Consider the following 16,861-nt stretch of genomic DNA (forward strand, 5'->3'; position numbering starts at 1 on the left):
CTTATGTTTCCGGAAAGAAGTATTCCCGGGGAGAGATAAGAGGTTCTTTTTTATTGTGCTGCCCGGCATTCGGAGGGAACTGCCGGTAGAAGGCTCTGCAGGTAAAATGTCTGAAAATACGAGGAATATACAAAATGACGGAAAAAGCACAAAAAATCCGTCAATAGATAAAAGAATAACGAAAAAGAAAAAGTCAAGATTGACTATAAATTTTAAAATAGTGTACAAAATCGACAATATGAATTAAAAAAACGAAATAAATTGTGAAAAATACATAAAAAATGCTTGTCAAAACGGGTGGAAGAGAGGTGTAATCATTGCATAAAAAGTGTGACGAAAATGTGAAAGTTTTAGGCAAAACGTATGATTAAAAACAATGGATTCTTCGTAAGCCTGGACAAAAGCAACAACGGAGCACGCAAAAAGAACGTAAATCACAAGGAGGACACCAAATGAAAAAGAAAGTAATTTCTGCATTACTGGCAAGCACCATGATCGTAAGCCTGGTAGCATGTGGCAGCACTGGAGGAGACAGTTCTGACACAAACAGCAAGAGCAGCGGCACAACAGCATCAAGTACGGCAGGCGGCGATGAAGCAAAGGATACCTCATCGGACAGCGGCTCCGGCGATGCAGCAGGTTCTGGTGACTGGGTTGCAGCAGCTGATGAAGCAGATGATGCAGTACCGGGTGAAAATGACGATCGTGCGTTTGCAAAATTTGATCATGTCGTAGAAGTACATTATGGATATCAGATCGACCCGAAGGATACCACACTTCCGGACGGCGATTCCGTAGATAACAACCAGTACACCAGATACCTTCTGGATAACTACAACATCAAAGTTGTCTGCGACTGGACTGCAGGTAATGCATCTGACTTCCAGCAGAAAGTATCTCTGGCAATCGCATCTGCTTCCCTTCCGGATGCAGTCGTTGCACCAACCCGTAACTACCTGGTACAGGCAGCAAGAGCAGATCTTCTTGCAGACCTCTGGCCGGAGTTCAACCAGTACGCATCCAAACAGGTAAAAGAAATCATCGAGACTACCGAAGGACGTGCGATCAACAATGCAACCGTAGACGGAACCTTCTGTGCACTGCCAAACATATCGGTAGATACCGATGGTGTTTACCTGTACTTTATCCGTCAGGACTGGCTGGATCAGTTAGGACTGGAAGTTCCGAAGACCGTAGATGAACTCGGCGAAGTAGCTCAGAAATTTAAAGACGCAGGTCTCAGCCCGGATTATGCAATTGCAGGTATTGATAACGGCGGAAGAACCTACTCCAACTTCCTGAACTCCTCCAACAACGGATACGGTTTCGATGCTGTATATCAGGCATTCAATGCAACACCGGGATATTTTCTGAAAGATGATTCCGGCGAACTGTACTGGGGAACTACAACAGATGAAATGAAAGAAGCCCTTACCACCTTACATGACTGGTATGAAAAAGGCCTCATCAACCCGGAGGTTGGAACCACAACCAACGGCGACAATGCAAACAATGTTAAGAACGGAACCTGCGGTATCTTCATGGGACCATGGTGGAGCCTTGGATACGGAAACCCGGATTCCTTCCGTAACGATAACAATGCAAACTGGCAGGCATATCCGCTGTACACCAAAGACGGTGAGTGGAATGTTCATATGAAAGACGTTGGAACCACTTATACTATGGTAAACAAAAACGCATCGGATGATGTGAAGAAAGCCATTGTTATCATGAACAACGTACTCGTTCGTGATGAGTCTACCTTCGATACTTCTGTAGCAATCGGCTGGTATCCGCTGCGTAACTGTATGGCAGCTACCGATGAGTGCGAGTATGAGTATGATGCACTGATGGGAATCATCAAAGGCGAAGCAAGCGCAGATGATTATCAGCAGGGCGGAAGCAAATTCAACGGTCTGTACAAGAACCTGGCAAACGATGCCGCAACTCTGAAAGACGTTATCTCTGAGGACTATGACGGATCCAGAGATCTGGCAGTAACCGATATGGATGTCAATACCAACAACGGACAGTTCAACAGATTCTATGCACTGCTGATTGGTGATCGTCCATACGCAACACTTGAGCCGGATCACAAGATCTATTCTGAACTGTACTACACCATCGACGGAATGGATACCTACTGGACCCAGATTTCTGACCTGGAAGACAAGAGTATCCTTCAGTTCATCACTGGTGCGAAGAGCCTTGACGAGTGGGATCAGTTCTGCACCGACTGGCATGTACAGGGCGGCGATCAGATCCTTGAGCTGGTAAAAGATTACCTGGCTGAGTAACTAATGTAAATGTATGATGTGGAGGGTGGGGTACAGGAAAGCCTGTACCCCACTACTTTAAAAAAATGACATCAAAGGAGGAGCTTGCCGTGAAGAAGAAAAAAGGCCGTCTCGGGCTGTCAAATTCCTTTCACTATACGTTAATGGTTCTGCCGGGTTATATCTGGCTGTTCATGTTTTCTATCGTTCCGATGGTTGGTATTGTAATGGCATTCCAGGATTACAATCCGAGCAAAGGATGGTTCGGCTCTCCGTGGGTAGGTTTGAAATGGTTTAAATACCTGACCGTTATCCCGGATGCAAAACGGGCACTTGTCAATACTCTGATTATTGCAATCGCAAAGGTTATCCTGAATATCATCATTCCGCTGGTGTTCGCACTGCTGCTGAATGAGGTAAAGAATATGAAGTTCAAAAAGACGGTTCAGACGATCGTATATCTGCCGCACTTCGTATCCTGGGTTATCCTTGCAAACATCATCACCAATATCCTTGGCGCAAACGGAATTTTCAACACGGTCCGCAGCGCAATGGGCGCAACGGATACCGTTCTTCCGATGACCATGCCTGGCATCTTCCGTCAGTTACTGATCGGAACTGATGTATGGAAAGAGTTCGGTTACAACGCAGTTATTTATCTTGCAGCGCTGACCGGCATCAGCCCGAGCCTTTACGAGGCAGCTGCAATCGACGGCGCAAGCCGCTGGAAACGTGTATGGCACATCACCATCCCGGGACTAGTTCCGACCATCGTTCTTCTGACCACACTGGCAATGGGCAACGTTCTGAATGCAGGTTTCGACCAGGTATTCAACATGTACAACCAGCTGGTTATTGAAACTGGTGATATCATCGATACATACGTATACCGTATTGGTATTACAAACATGCAGTTCTCGCTGGCTACTGCAGCAGGTCTCTTTAAATCTGTTGTCAGCTTCGTGCTGGTTGTTACTTCTTATGTTTGTGCTTACAAGTTTGCTGATTACAAGATTTTCTAAGGAGGGCAGAAATTATGATAGAAAGCAAGAGTTTTGGCAGCAGAGCGTTTAAAGTCATAAATGCTATCATCCTGATTCTCCTGGCATTCAGCTGTTTTTATCCGTTATGGTATACGTTCTGCGTATCTATTTCTTCAAAAGCAGCCGCTGAGGGCGGTCTTGTAACGATTTACCCGATCGGATCAAACGTAAAATCCTACAGCCTGATTATGGGTGATTCCGCATTCTGGAATTCCTTCTGGATTTCCATCAAGCGAGTTGTGATTGGAACCATATGGACCATGGTTGTCCTGATTATGATGTCCTATCCGCTGGCAAAGAGCAAAACAGAGTACAAACCGAGAAACGTCCTGATGTGGATCCTGGTATTCTGTATGCTGTTCAATGGTGGTACCATTCCGTGGTTCATCACCGTTAAAAATTATGGTATGATCGATACGATGGCAGCACTGGTTCTGGCTGGTTCTGTTCCGGTATTCAACGTACTCCTGATGATGAACTTCTTCCGCGGCATCCCGGGAGACCTCGAGGAGGCAGCCCGTGTAGACGGCGCCGGCCCGTGGCGTATCCTGTGGCAGATTGTAGTTCCGTGTTCCAAACCGGTTATCGCAACCATCGTCCTGTTTACATCCGTTGGTTACTGGAACGAGTATTTCCAGGGCCTGGTATTAATGAACAAAGAGACGAACTATCCGTTACAGACCTACATCCGTCAGATCTCCGTTCAGATCCCGGTAGGTGTAACCCTGACAGCAGAGCAGTATCAGCAGTTAGCACAGAACTCTAACAAATCACTGGAGGCAGCAAAGGTATTTATCGCCCTTGTTCCTATGCTGATTGTATATCCGTTCCTGCAGAAATACTTCGTAACCGGTATTACACTGGGAGCAGTAAAAGAATAAGAGAAAACGCAGAAAAAGCGGCTTCTGAATCGAAACAGGAAGCCGCTTTTTTGCGCTTTTTTTCTTGCGTCCGGGGAGAAAACAGCGTAAGATAAAAAGGTATTGAGGTGAAAAACAAAATGTTTCTGGAGGGGATTTTATCATGAAAATACTTACATTCGGAGAACTGATGCTGCGTTTAAAAACACCGGAGCATCTGAAAATACTGCAGGCAGATACCTTTGAAGCCAGTTACGGCGGCGCGGAGGCGAACGTCGCGGTTTCTCTGGCAACACTCGGGAACGATGTTTCCTACGTGACAAAAGTGCCGGAGCACCAGGTCGGACAGGCGGCCATCAATGAAATCCGCCGGTTCGGTGTGGATACGACCCGTGTTCTGCGGGGCGGCGGCCGCGTCGGTATTTACTATTTTGAAAAGGGAACCAACATCCGACCGACGAGCGTGGTTTATGACCGCGCCTACAGCGCGATCGCGATGGCAGAAGCGGAGGAGTTTGACTGGGAAAAACTGCTCGATGGCGTGGATCTCTTTTATTTCTCCGGTATCACGCCGGCCATCAGCTGCGAGATCGAAAAGACGCTGGAGATCGCTCTTATGCTCTGCAAAGAGAAAAAAATTCAGGTGGTATGTGATCTCAACTACCGCGGAAAAATGTGGTCAGCAAAGGACGCACAGCGCGTCATGCGCCGTCTGATGTCTTACGTGGATGTCTGCATTGCAAATGATGAGGACTTTGAATCATCGCTTGGCATTCCGGCGTATGATGGAGATATGTCGCGCGGCATTGAACAGATCGAGTCTTACAAAGAGGGCATGCTGGAAATTCAGAAACAGTTCCCGAACTGTAAAGCAGTTGCGAGCGTGCTGCGCAATCTCTACACCGTGGAGGACGGCGACTGGATGGGAATTTACCTGAAAGACGGAAAATTCTATGAGAGCCCGGTTCACAAAGTACACAGCTTTGAGGCAGTCGGAGCCGGTGATGCGTTTGGTGCAGGACTGATTCACGCGATGGCGCATGATTTTGCGCCGCAGAGAACCATCGATTTTGCGATTTCTGCAAGCGTCTTAAAGCTGATGATTCAGCACGATGCCAACGTGGTCAGCGAAAAAGAGATTGAGCAGATCATGAAGCAGGGCGGAACAAATCTGCAGAGATAGAGGAAACAAAAAGATTCCGAGAGTACATACAGGACAGCAGGAGGAATAAAACTTGAAGAAACGGAATATTATATTAATAGGAATGCCGGGAGCCGGCAAAAGCAGCGTTGGCGTTATCCTTGCAAAGGCTTTGGGGTATGAGTTTATTGATACGGATCTTGTGATTCAGCATCGGGAGAAACGTCTTCTGCGCGAGATTATTGCAGATGAGGGAAATGAAGGCTTTCTTGCGATTGAGAATGAGGTCAATGCGACTCTGGAAGCCGATGAAAGCGTCATTGCACCGGGCGGCAGCGCTATTTACGGGAAAGAGGCGATGGAGCATTTTAAAGAGATTGGAATAATCGTTTACCTGAAGCTGTCGTATGAGGATCTGGCAAAGCGTCTTGGAAACCTGAAGGGACGCGGCGTTGTGCTGAAAGAGGGTCAGACGCTCAAAGATCTTTACGATGAGAGAAGTAAACTGTATGAACAGTATGCCGAGATTACGGTCGATGAGAGCGGAAAGGATATCCAGGGTACGATTCTGGCACTTCGCGAGCAGATTGGCATGTAAGAAGGAACGGTGGAATATTCGGAGAATTTTCAAAAACATAATATTACGTAATAATAAGGAAAATGTTCTGAAAGTTAGAAATTACATATAACGTTTCTCTGAATATTCCTGACCGGAAACGGTGGAAAAAAACGGAAATAGTACGGAATATATTAAAATTGATTTACAAAATATTAGATTTGAGTTAAGATAAGGGGAGACTGAAAAATTACTGCGGGGAGCAGTGCGTTTCAGTGAGTCCAGAGTGTGTAAAAAAAACAGCAGAACAGACTTTGAATCGTTATTTCGGATAAAACACACTCGTTAAGTTATGAAAAAGAAAATTTGAGGTGAATATATGGAACAGTATGTCATCAGAGGTGGAAATCCTCTTGTGGGCGAAGTGGAAATCGGGGGAGCAAAAAACGCGGCGCTTGCAATTCTTACGGCAGCAACGATGACCGACGAAACGGTCCTGATCGAAAATCTGCCGGATGTCAGCGATATTAATGTACTTTTGGAAGCAATTGCAGAGATCGGAGCTACTGTGGACCGCATCGACCGTCATACCGTGCGGATCAATGCATCGACTATCGGTGATCTGAGTGTTGACTATGAATATATCAAAAAAATCCGTGCGTCTTATTATCTTTTAGGCGCGCTGCTTGGAAAATACAAAAGAGCGGAAGTTCCGCTTCCGGGCGGATGTAACATTGGAAGCCGTCCGATCGACCAGCATTTAAAGGGATTCCGCGCACTCGGCGCTGAGGTAAGCATCCGTCACGGCGCAATCGTGGCAAGTGCGGCAGATCTGCATGGAAGCCACATTTTCCTGGATATGGTTTCTGTTGGAGCCACCATCAATATCATGATGGCAGCTTCGATGGCAAGAGGAAATACAACGATTGAGAACGCAGCAAAAGAGCCGCACGTTGTCGATGTGGCGAACTTCCTGAACAGCATGGGAGCAAACATCAAAGGAGCAGGAACCGACGTGATCCGGATCAAGGGTGTCGATACCCTGCACGGAACCAGCTATGCGGTCGTACCGGATATGATCGAGGCAGGTACGTATATGTTTGCAGCAGCAGCCACAAAGGGCGATGTGCTGATTAAAAACGTGATTCCAAAGCATCTGGAAGCAACAACCGCAAAGCTCGAGGAGATTGGCTGCGACGTAGAAGAGTTTGACGATTCCATCCGTGTGAGCGCAAGCAAACGTCTGGGCAGAACACACGTAAAGACACAGCCGTATCCGGGCTATCCGACCGATATGCAGCCGCAGATCGCGGTTACACTGGCACTGGCAAACGGTACGAGTATTGTAACAGAGAGTATTTTTGAAAATCGCTTTAAGTATGCGGATGAGCTGGCACGTATGGGCGCCTGTATTAAAGTGGAAGGCAACACGGCGATCATTGACGGCGTAGAAAAATTTACCGGAGCAGAGGTTTCCGCACCGGATCTTCGCGCAGGTGCAGCACTTGTGATCGCAGGACTTGCAGCAGAGGGAATTACTGTGGTAGATGATATCGTATATATTCTGCGCGGATACGAGGATTTCGATGGAAAGCTCCGAGGACTCGGCGCTGAAATTGAGCGCGTGAATAATGCAAAGGATATCCAGAAATTCCGGTTAAGAGCGTGAAAACAGTATAAAACAAATGTTGACAAAAAGGACGGTGCAATAAAAGGTACCGTTCTTTTATTTTATTTTACCTTATTGCGAAGAAATTGGCTTAAATTTTACTACTATTATTGTGAATTATTTTTATCTTTCAAATAATAAGAACTGACTTGACAAAAGAGATTTATCTGTGCTATATTCAACTACAGTTGTAGTGTGTAACTCGATTTTTGGAGGCATTAACTATACATAACAGGAATTGTTTATGTGGGTTAGTGTCTCTTTTTTGTGCTCTGTTTTAGAAAAAAGAGTACAGACCGGCTAAAAAGATGCAAAACCGCAGAAACTTTTCTTGTAAAAAGTATAAACTACACAAGGAGTAAAAAAATGAAGGACAAAATTTTTAGTGTTCTGCAGCGAGTGGGAAGAAGCTTTATGCTCCCGATCGCAATTCTTCCGGTAGCCGGACTTTTACTGGGAATCGGAAGCTCATTTACCAATGCAACCACAATTGAAACGTACGGGCTGACAAGTTTGCTCGGCAACGGCACAATTCTTCATGCGCTGCTGGTGATCATGAACAAAGTAGGAAGTGCGGTGTTTGATAACCTGCCTCTGATTTTTGCGGTAGGTGTTGCAATTGGTATGGCAAAGAAGGAAAAAGAGGTTTCTGCCCTGTCAGCCGTTATTGCATATTTCGTTATGAATACAGCGATTAACGCAATGCTGACTATTACGGGTCAGATTCTGGAAAACGGAGAAATTGCAGAATCTGTTCTGGAAGGAACCATCACTTCTGTCTGCGGTATTCAGTCGCTGCAGATGGGTGTGTTTGGCGGTATTATTGTCGGTCTTGGAGTCGCAGCACTTCATAATCGATTTTACCGGATCCAGCTTCCGAACGCACTTTCTTTCTTTGGAGGTACTCGTTTTGTACCAATTATTTCTACGATCGTCTATATGTTTGTGGGAATTTTAATGTATTTTGTATGGCCGGTTGTACAGAACGGCATTTATGCGCTGGGTGGCCTGGTAACCGGCTCCGGTTATGTCGGAACGCTGATTTTCGGTCTGATTAAGCGAGCACTGATTCCATTTGGTCTGCATCACGTATTCTATATGCCGTTCTGGCAGACAGCAGTCGGAGGTACCATGGAAGTGGCAGGACAGATGGTGCAGGGCGGACAGAATATTTTCTTCGCACAGCTTGCGGATTCTGCGAATGTCGCACATTTCAGTGCAGATGCAACGAGATATTTCTCCGGAGAATTTATTTTTATGATTTTCGGACTTCCGGGAGCGGCACTTGCCATGTACCATTGTGCGAAACCGGAGAAGAAAAAAGCAGCAGGCGGCCTGCTTCTTTCCGCAGCACTTGCGTGTATGGCAACTGGTATCACAGAACCGCTGGAATTCTCTTTCCTGTTTGTTGCACCGGCGTTGTTTGTCGTGCAGGTTATTCTTGCGGGAACAGCTTATATGATCGCACACATCCTGAATATCGCGGTAGGTCTTACCTTTTCCGGCGGACTTCTGGACTTCTTCCTGTTCGGTATTCTGCAGGGAAATGAAAAGACAAGCTGGATGAGGGTGATTCCGGTCGGCATTCTTTATTTCTTCCTGTATTATTTTATCTTCAAATTCATGATTAAAAAGTTTGATTTTAAGACACCGGGCCGTGAGGATGATGATGTAGAAACCAAGCTTTATACGAAAGCAGATGTAAATGCCAGAAAAGAAGCGCAGAACGATGGGGTGGCATCGGAAGATGCCATGAGTGAAGCGATCACAAAAGGTCTTGGCGGAAAGAAAAATATTTCGGATGTGGACTGCTGTGCGACAAGACTGCGCTGTACTGTTCATGATGCAGCGAGAGTCAGCGATGGTATTTTAAAGGCGACAGGGGGATCTGGCGTTGTGCATAAAGGAAATGGTGTACAGGTTATTTACGGACCGAATGTAACTGTGATAAAATCAAATTTAGAGGATTATCTGGAAAAAGCTCCGAATACGTATGCGGAAGCAGAAAATACACCAACCCAAAAAGAGGCGGAACCGACGCAGGAAACAAAAGAACAGAAGGTTGTGGATACGATTACTGTCTGCAGCCCGATAAGCGGACTGGCAGCCGACCTTTCTACTGCGCCGGACGAAGCGTTTGCGGAAAAGATGATGGGAGACGGCGCTGTTGTAACACCGGAAGATCCTTATGTGCGTGCTCCGGAGGACGGAGAAGTTGCGTTTGTTTTTGACACAAAACATGCGATTGGATTTGTAACCGATTCCGGGGTCAGCCTTCTGATTCATGTCGGAATTGATACAGTAAAACTGAACGGAGAGGGATTTGAGGCACTGGTAGAAAGCGGTCAGACCGTGAAAAAAGGTGATCCGATGCTGAAGCTGGATCTGGAATATCTGAAAACACATGCGCCGTCGGTTACATCACCGGTTCTTTGCACAGAGCTGGAGGAGAACCAGAGAATCCGTCTTTTGACAGACGGACCGGTAAAAGCAGGAGATCCTTTATTTGCGATTGAGATTCTCGCGTAAGCTGAGCCTTAAAAACGGGTGAGAAGAATGTACAGGATAGCAAAAACACTGAACCACAATTCATTTATTGGAGTGGAAGAAGAAAATAACCGGGAATATCTGGTCATGGGGAAAGGAATTGCATTTGGGAAAAAAACGGGACAGCGTGTGCAGCCGGGAGACGATGCCCGCATTTATTCCCTGACGGAGATGACGGAGAGAGGAAATGCCAGAACCATTGTACAGGGCGTTTCTCCGCTCAGCCTGGAGCTGGCGAGTGCCGTGCTTGACGAGGCAGAAAAGGAATTTGGAAAAATTGACCGTTCCATCGTCTTTCCAATGGCAGATCATCTGGATTTTGCTGTCCGGCGGATTCAGAACGGTGAGCAGATCAGCAATCCGCTCACCGACGATATCCGTGTGATGTTTTACAAAGAGTATAAAGTTGCTTCCTGTATCAGGGAGCTTTTAAAAGAACGGCTTCAGATCGAAATTGATGAACATGAAATCGGCTATCTTGCACTTCATGTTCATTCGGCAATTGTGGAGGAAAATGTTTCACAGGCCATGGAAGTAGCAAGAGCAGTCCGGGAGAGCATTTCTTTGGTGGAGCATATCACCGGGCATACCATCGATGTGATGTCGTTGTCGTATAACCGTATGATGAACCATATCCGCTATATGGTTGCAAGAGCGGTCAGTGGGGAAAAACTGAAAGTAAATATGAATGACTACATGTCCGTAAAGTTTCCGAAAGCCTTTCAGGCGGCGAAACGAATCTGTGAGGAGATGGAAAAGAGGCTGAAACTTCCGATGGAGGAGATCGAAATTGGATATCTCGCTATGCACATAGAACGGATTATGGATAGAGAAGAAGGAGAATAAAAGCATGAAATCATTTGAATATACCATTAAAGATGAACTGGGAATCCACGCAAGACCGGCAGGAATGCTGGTAAAGGAGGCAAAAAATTTTGCATCGGAATGCACCATCACAAAAGATGGAAAAACGAAAAAACTGACTCAGTTGATGATGCTGATGTCACTTGGTGTAAAGCAGGGAGATACCGTAACCGTTGCAGCAAACGGAGAGGACGAAGATGCAGCGATTGAGACGCTGAAAGCGTTTTTCGAAGCAAATCTGTAAAAAGTACGCTCGGAGGATAAAAAATGCAGTATTTTCAGGGGAAATCCGTATATAAAGGAATTGTTATGGGACCGGTTGCGGTTCTGAAGAAAAATGATTACCAGGTTAAAAGAGCCCGGATTGAAGATCCGGAAGCAGAAGTAAAACGTGTGAAAGAAGCCGTGGAGGTTTCGAAAAAACAGCTTGGCAGACTGTATGACAAGGCAGTCCGGGAAGTTGGAGAGGCAAGTGCGGCGATCTTTGAAGTCCATCAGATGATGCTGGAGGATGAGGACTATCTGGAATCAATGGAGAACATGATCCGGACAGAACTGGTAAATGCAGAATATGCAGCGGCAGCAACCGGCGATAATTTTGCAGAGATGTTTGCAGCTATGGATGATGAATATATGAAGGCACGTTCCGCAGATGTAAAAGATATTTCCGAACGTCTGGTCCGCAATTTAAGCGGAGAGGGAGATAACGACCTGAGCTCTATGGAACCATCTATTATAGTGGCAGACGATTTAAGTCCGAGTGAAACTGTACAGATGGACAAAGAAAAAATACTTGCGTTTGTGACTGTACATGGATCTACCAATTCTCATACTGCGATTCTTGCGCGAATGATGAACATTCCGGCGTTAATCGGTGTCCCGATGGATTTAAACGGTCTGAAAACAGGCATGACGGCCGTTGTAGACGGTTTTTCAGGTCAGGTTATCTTTGAACCTGAGGAGGACGTACAGAAAGAAACCGAAAAAAGAATGCAGGAAGAAGCAGAAAAACAGAAGCTTCTTGAGGAGCTGAAAGGAAAAGAAAATGTTACACCGGATGGCCGTAAGATCAACATCTATGCAAATATCGGCAGTGTTGGTGACCTTGGCTATGTGATGGAAAATGACGCCGGTGGAATCGGACTTTTCCGAAGTGAATTCCTCTATCTTGGAAGAAATGATTTCCCAACGGAGGAAGAACAGTTTCAGGCATATAAACAGGCCGTGCAGACCATGGCAGGCAAAAAAGTGATTATCCGTACGCTGGATATCGGGGCAGATAAGCAGGTAGAATACTTTAATCTTGGAAAAGAAGAAAATCCGGCGCTTGGGTACCGTGCAATCCGGATTTGCCTGAAACAGCCGGAAATTTTTAAAGCGCAGCTTCGCGCATTGTTCCGCGCGGCCGTTTACGGAAACCTTTCTGTCATGTATCCGATGATCACATCAACAGAAGAGGTAGAAAAAATCTACGCAATTGTTGCAGAGGTAGAGGAAGAGCTGAAAGCACAGGAAGTGCAGTATAAAATTCCGGAGCAGGGCATTATGATCGAGACACCGGCAGCCGTGATGATCAGCGACCGTCTGGCGGAAATGGTGGATTTCTTCAGCATCGGAACGAATGACCTGACGCAGTATACCCTGGCGATTGACCGTCAGAATGAGCAGCTGGATGATTTCTACAATCCACACCATGAAGCCGTTCTTCGGATGATTCGCATGGTGGTGGAAAATGCACACAAATGCGGAAAATGGGCAGGAATCTGCGGGGAGCTCGGTGCAGATCTGACATTGACGGAGCAGTTTGTACGAATGGGAGTGGATGAGCTTTCTGTTGCTCCGTCCATGATTCTGAAGCTGCGGAAGGTTGTCCGCGAGATGAAAGCAGAAGAGTAGAAAAAACGATACAGCAGATAAGAAAACTCTCTGTTTTGGAGAGTTTTCTTATCTGTTCACAAATAACAGAAGATACAGCCGAAAAATCAGAAAAAAAGAAAGGATGTTTGGGACAACAGTAAGAAAATGTCTCAAATCCGTTTATTTCCTCTTGACGAATGGCGTATTTTGCGATAGTGTATCAGAGTAGCAAAAAAACAAAATCAAAAATTCAGTTGCTTTTCTCTTATTCAGAGTGGTGGAGATACATAGGATCTGTGAAACCACGGCAACCCCCAGACAGAATAGTCTGTACGGGAAGGTGCCAGCCTGAGCGAAATTTTCGAACAATAAGGGGATTTGAACATTACTATTCAGGTCCGCTAAAAATTGCGGATCTTTTTTTACGAAAAAATGTTCAGGGAAAGCCAAAGCCCACGAACGAAAAGCAAAAGAGAAGAGAAGAAAAAAAGGAGAAAAAGAATGGAAAAAAGACTGTTTACTTCTGAGTCTGTAACCGAAGGACATCCGGACAAAATCTGTGATGCCATTTCTGACGCGATTCTGGATGCGCTGCTTGAGCAGGATCCGATGAGCCGTGTAGCTTGCGAAACCTGTACTACAACAGGATACGTTATGGTAATGGGTGAGATTACATCCAACGCACACATTGATTTCCAGCAGGTTGTACGTGATACCGTTCGCGAAATCGGCTACGACCGTGCAAAATACGGATTTGACGCAGATACCTGCGCTGTTGTAACTGCAATTGACAAACAGTCCACCGATATCGCTATGGGTGTAGACAAAGCGCTCGAAGCAAAAGAGAACAATATGAGCGATGAGGAGATCGATGCCATTGGAGCAGGAGATCAGGGAATGATGTTCGGATTCGCAACCAACGAGACCGAAGAGTACATGCCATACCCGATCTACATGGCACACAAACTGGCTCGCCAGCTGACCAAAGTCCGCAAAGACGGTACTTTAACATACCTGCGTCCGGACGGAAAAACACAGGTAACCGTAGAGTACGATGAGAACGGCAAACCGTTCCGTCTTGATGCGGTTGTTCTTTCCACTCAGCATGATCCGGAAGTATCCCAGGAGCAGATTCATGAGGATATCAAAAAATACGTATTCGACGAAATCATTCCGGCAGACATGGTAGATGAGCACACCAAGTTCTTCATCAACCCGACCGGCCGTTTTGTAATCGGCGGACCTCATGGAGATTCCGGCCTCACCGGACGTAAGATCATCGTAGACACCTACGGCGGATACGCTCGTCACGGCGGCGGAGCTTTCTCCGGAAAAGACTGTACAAAGGTAGACCGTTCTGCAGCTTATGCAGCACGTTACGTAGCAAAGAATATCGTAGCAGCAGGTCTTGCCGACAAATGCGAGGTCCAGCTTTCCTATGCAATCGGTGTCGCTCATCCGACTTCCATCATGATCGACAGCTACGGCACAGGAAAACTCTCCGACAACAAACTGACCGACATCGTTCGTGAGAACTTCGACCTTCGTCCGGCTGGAATCATCAAAATGCTGGATCTGCGCCGCCCGATCTACAAACAGACTTCCGCTTACGGCCACTTCGGAAGAAACGATCTGGATCTGCCGTGGGAGAAACTGGATAAAGTAGAAGACCTGAAGAAATACCTCTAATTTCAGGTTTTTCTGTTTATAGAAAGTTTAGAAAGATTCATCTAAGTTAATGAAAAATCCTCAGGCGTTGTGCTATAATAAATTTAGACTGCGTACTGGGGATTTTTTGTGCGCAAAAGTACGAAATATGTGTTGGAAAACAGGTGGATCTTATATGGAAAAAAAGAAGAAAAGCATGAAATTAAGGACGAGAGTAATCATTTCTTTTTTCATCATCATACTGGTTCCGATCGTGATGTGTGCCTTGACGTTTTACTTTTTTGTAGGGTATAAAGCAAAGATTATCGGTGAAAAATACGGTCTTGCGAACGCAACATACCGGACGATTTCGAACAACACCTTGCTGCTGAATGCGATGACATCAGAAGAGTACGACGAAGTAGAGGATACCGCGAAATCGGATACGGCAAAGCTGGAAGAAACGAATTATCTCTCTGTTCTGAATGCAAGACTGCAGAAAAAACAGTCGTTTATCGCGGTGCGCGAGGATGGTGTTATCATTTACAATGGCTCGGAGGAGCTGTCGTCGGAGGAGCTGGAAAATGAGCTGCCGAAATACGGTGACCCGGGGGCCAATTTGAAGGGCGGCGTTTATTTCCGCAATGAAAAACAGTGGATGGTCAAACAGGTGGACTATGAGAACTCGGACGGAAAAGAATGCAGTGCGTTTATCGTCACCAAGACAGACCAGATTGCGCCGCAGATTACAGGCATGGTAAAAGAGCTAGGCATCGTGATTGTGCTGATTCTGGTGCTCACCAGTCTGGGCCTGAGCTTCTGGATTTACCGCGGTGTGATCGGACCACTCGAGCAGCTGAAAAAGGCGACACAGAATATCAAAGACGGAAATCTGGATTTCACTGTTGAACCGTGCGGCGTGGCGGAGATTAATGACCTCTGCGAGGACTTTGAGGAGATGCGTATCCGGCTGAAAGAGACGGCGGAGGAAAAAGTCGAGTTTGACAAAGAGAATAAAGAGCTGATCAGCAACATTTCGCATGATCTGAAAACACCGATTACCGCGGTCAAGGGTTATGTCGAGGGAATCATGGACGGTGTGGCAAATACGCCGGAGAAGATGGACCGCTACATCCGCACCATTTACAACAAAGCGAATGAGATGGACCGTCTGATCAATGAGCTGACGTTTTATTCCAAGATTGACACGAACCGCATTCCGTATACGTTTTCGAAGATTCACATTGCGGATTATTTTGATGACTGCGTGGAGGAACTGAATCTGGAGCTTGACGCGCAGCATGTGGATCTGACATACTTTAATTATCTCGAGGACGACCCGATCGTCATCGCGGATGCGGAGCAGATCAAGCGTGTCATCAATAACATTGTAAGCAATTCCATCAAATATATGGACAAGAGCCATAAGGTCATCAACATCCGTCTGCGCGATGTCGGAGATTTTGTGCAGGTGGAGATTGAGGATAACGGAAAGGGAATTGCGACGAAGGATCTGACGAAGATTTTCGATCGCTTTTATCGCACCGATGCGTCCCGCAACAGCACGAGAGGCGGCAGCGGAATTGGTCTTTCCATCGTGAAGAAGATTCTTGAAGACCACGGCGGAAAAGTGTGGGCCACCAGCAAAGAAGGGGTGGGCACCACGATGTACTTTGTATTAAGAAAATATCAGGAGGTACCTGTTTCATGAGTAAAATACTGATTGTTGAGGATGAGGAATCCATTGCAGATCTGGAGAAAGATTATCTGGAGCTTTCGGGCTTTGAGGTGGAGATTGAAAACCAGGGAGACACCGGTCTTGTACGGGCGATCAAGGAGGATTTTGATCTGCTGATCCTGGATCTGATGCTGCCGGAGGTGGATGGCTTTGAGATCTGCCGCGAAGTGCGTGAAAAGAAGGATATTCCGATTATCATGGTTTCTGCAAAAAAAGATGATATTGATAAAATCCGCGGACTGGGCCTTGGTGCGGATGACTATATGACAAAGCCGTTTTCCCCAAGTGAGCTGGTTGCGCGCGTGAAAGCACATCTGGCACGGTACGAACGTCTGGTCGGAAGCGGCAAGAAGGAAAATGATATCGTGGAGATCCGCGGCATCAAGATTGACAAGACGGCACGCCGCGTGTGGGTGAATGGCGAGGAGAAGCAGTTTACGACAAAAGAATTCGATTTGCTGACCTTCCTTGCGGAGAATCCGAACCGCGTCTTTACAAAAGAGGAGCTGTTCCGGGAGATCTGGGATATGGAGTCGATCGGAGATATTGCGACGGTTACGGTGCATATCAAGAAGATCCGTGAAAAGATTGAGTTTAATACGGCAAAGCCGCAGTATATCGAGACGATCTGGGGCGTGGGATACCGGTTTAAAGCATAAAAAT

Annotated in this window: 13 protein-coding genes and 1 riboswitch; all 13 genes read left to right on the forward strand. The window is 46.3% G+C overall.

The genetic code is table 11. The annotated features are described in order from the left end of the window. Positions 1 to 452 precede the first annotated feature (452 nt). The 13 genes from DWY63_RS07715 to DWY63_RS07775 all read left to right on the forward strand — a co-directional run bounded on the left by DWY63_RS07715 (position 453) and on the right by DWY63_RS07775 (position 16,857). Positions 453 to 2,297, forward strand: a complete 1,845-nt coding sequence (locus DWY63_RS07715; RefSeq protein ID WP_117801783.1) for an extracellular solute-binding protein — start codon at positions 453 to 455, stop codon at positions 2,295 to 2,297. 89 nt (positions 2,298 to 2,386) lie between these two features. After that, on the forward strand, positions 2,387 to 3,298 hold the full coding sequence (locus DWY63_RS07720; protein WP_238046142.1) for an ABC transporter permease: 912 nt from the start codon (positions 2,387 to 2,389) through the stop codon (positions 3,296 to 3,298). A 14-nt stretch (positions 3,299 to 3,312) separates the two neighbouring features. Beyond that, positions 3,313 to 4,200: a carbohydrate ABC transporter permease gene (locus DWY63_RS07725; RefSeq protein ID WP_117801785.1), complete on the forward strand. Its 888-nt coding sequence runs from the start codon at positions 3,313 to 3,315 to the stop codon at positions 4,198 to 4,200. A gap of 142 nt (positions 4,201 to 4,342) precedes the next feature. Further along, positions 4,343 to 5,362: a sugar kinase gene (locus tag DWY63_RS07730; protein ID WP_117801786.1), complete on the forward strand. Its 1,020-nt coding sequence runs from the start codon at positions 4,343 to 4,345 to the stop codon at positions 5,360 to 5,362. A 52-nt stretch (positions 5,363 to 5,414) separates the two neighbouring features. Then, positions 5,415 to 5,918 (forward strand): shikimate kinase, encoded by a 504-nt coding sequence (locus tag DWY63_RS07735; RefSeq protein WP_117801787.1) that lies wholly within the window; start codon positions 5,415 to 5,417, stop codon positions 5,916 to 5,918. 337 nt (positions 5,919 to 6,255) lie between these two features. After that, positions 6,256 to 7,545 (forward strand): UDP-N-acetylglucosamine 1-carboxyvinyltransferase, encoded by a 1,290-nt coding sequence (locus DWY63_RS07740; protein WP_117801788.1) that lies wholly within the window; start codon positions 6,256 to 6,258, stop codon positions 7,543 to 7,545. Positions 7,546 to 7,911: 366 nt separating this feature from the next. Next, on the forward strand, positions 7,912 to 10,074 hold the full coding sequence (locus tag DWY63_RS07745) for a PTS transporter subunit IIABC (RefSeq protein ID WP_117801789.1): 2,163 nt from the start codon (positions 7,912 to 7,914) through the stop codon (positions 10,072 to 10,074). A 27-nt stretch (positions 10,075 to 10,101) separates the two neighbouring features. Further along, on the forward strand, positions 10,102 to 10,938 hold the full coding sequence (locus DWY63_RS07750) for a PRD domain-containing protein (RefSeq protein WP_022461277.1): 837 nt from the start codon (positions 10,102 to 10,104) through the stop codon (positions 10,936 to 10,938). Positions 10,939 to 10,942: 4 nt separating this feature from the next. Beyond that, complete coding sequence (locus tag DWY63_RS07755; protein WP_117801790.1) at positions 10,943 to 11,200, forward strand: HPr family phosphocarrier protein; 258 nt, start codon at positions 10,943 to 10,945, stop codon at positions 11,198 to 11,200. Between the two features lie 23 nt (positions 11,201 to 11,223). Continuing rightward, the gene (gene ptsP, locus DWY63_RS07760) at positions 11,224 to 12,852 is read left to right on the forward strand and encodes a phosphoenolpyruvate--protein phosphotransferase (RefSeq protein WP_117801791.1); all 1,629 of its coding nucleotides are present in this window, start codon (positions 11,224 to 11,226) and stop codon (positions 12,850 to 12,852) included. A gap of 223 nt (positions 12,853 to 13,075) precedes the next feature. Continuing rightward, positions 13,076 to 13,188: riboswitch (SAM riboswitch) on the forward strand. 126 nt (positions 13,189 to 13,314) lie between these two features. After that, positions 13,315 to 14,502 (forward strand): methionine adenosyltransferase, encoded by a 1,188-nt coding sequence (gene metK, locus DWY63_RS07765; RefSeq protein WP_055267252.1) that lies wholly within the window; start codon positions 13,315 to 13,317, stop codon positions 14,500 to 14,502. A gap of 175 nt (positions 14,503 to 14,677) precedes the next feature. Further along, a complete protein-coding gene (locus DWY63_RS07770) occupies positions 14,678 to 16,171 on the forward strand; it encodes a sensor histidine kinase (RefSeq protein ID WP_117510729.1) in 1,494 nt (497 codons plus the stop codon). Then, positions 16,168 to 16,857 carry a response regulator transcription factor gene (locus DWY63_RS07775; protein WP_117801792.1) on the forward strand — a complete coding sequence of 230 codons (690 nt, stop codon included), beginning with the start codon at positions 16,168 to 16,170 and terminating at the stop codon, positions 16,855 to 16,857. The genes DWY63_RS07770 and DWY63_RS07775 overlap by 4 nt, the downstream gene beginning before the upstream one ends. Positions 16,858 to 16,861: the final 4 nt, after the last annotated feature.

Source organism: Blautia sp. AF26-2, assembly GCF_003460955.1.
GTDB lineage: Bacteria > Bacillota > Clostridia > Lachnospirales > Lachnospiraceae > Fusicatenibacter > Fusicatenibacter saccharivorans.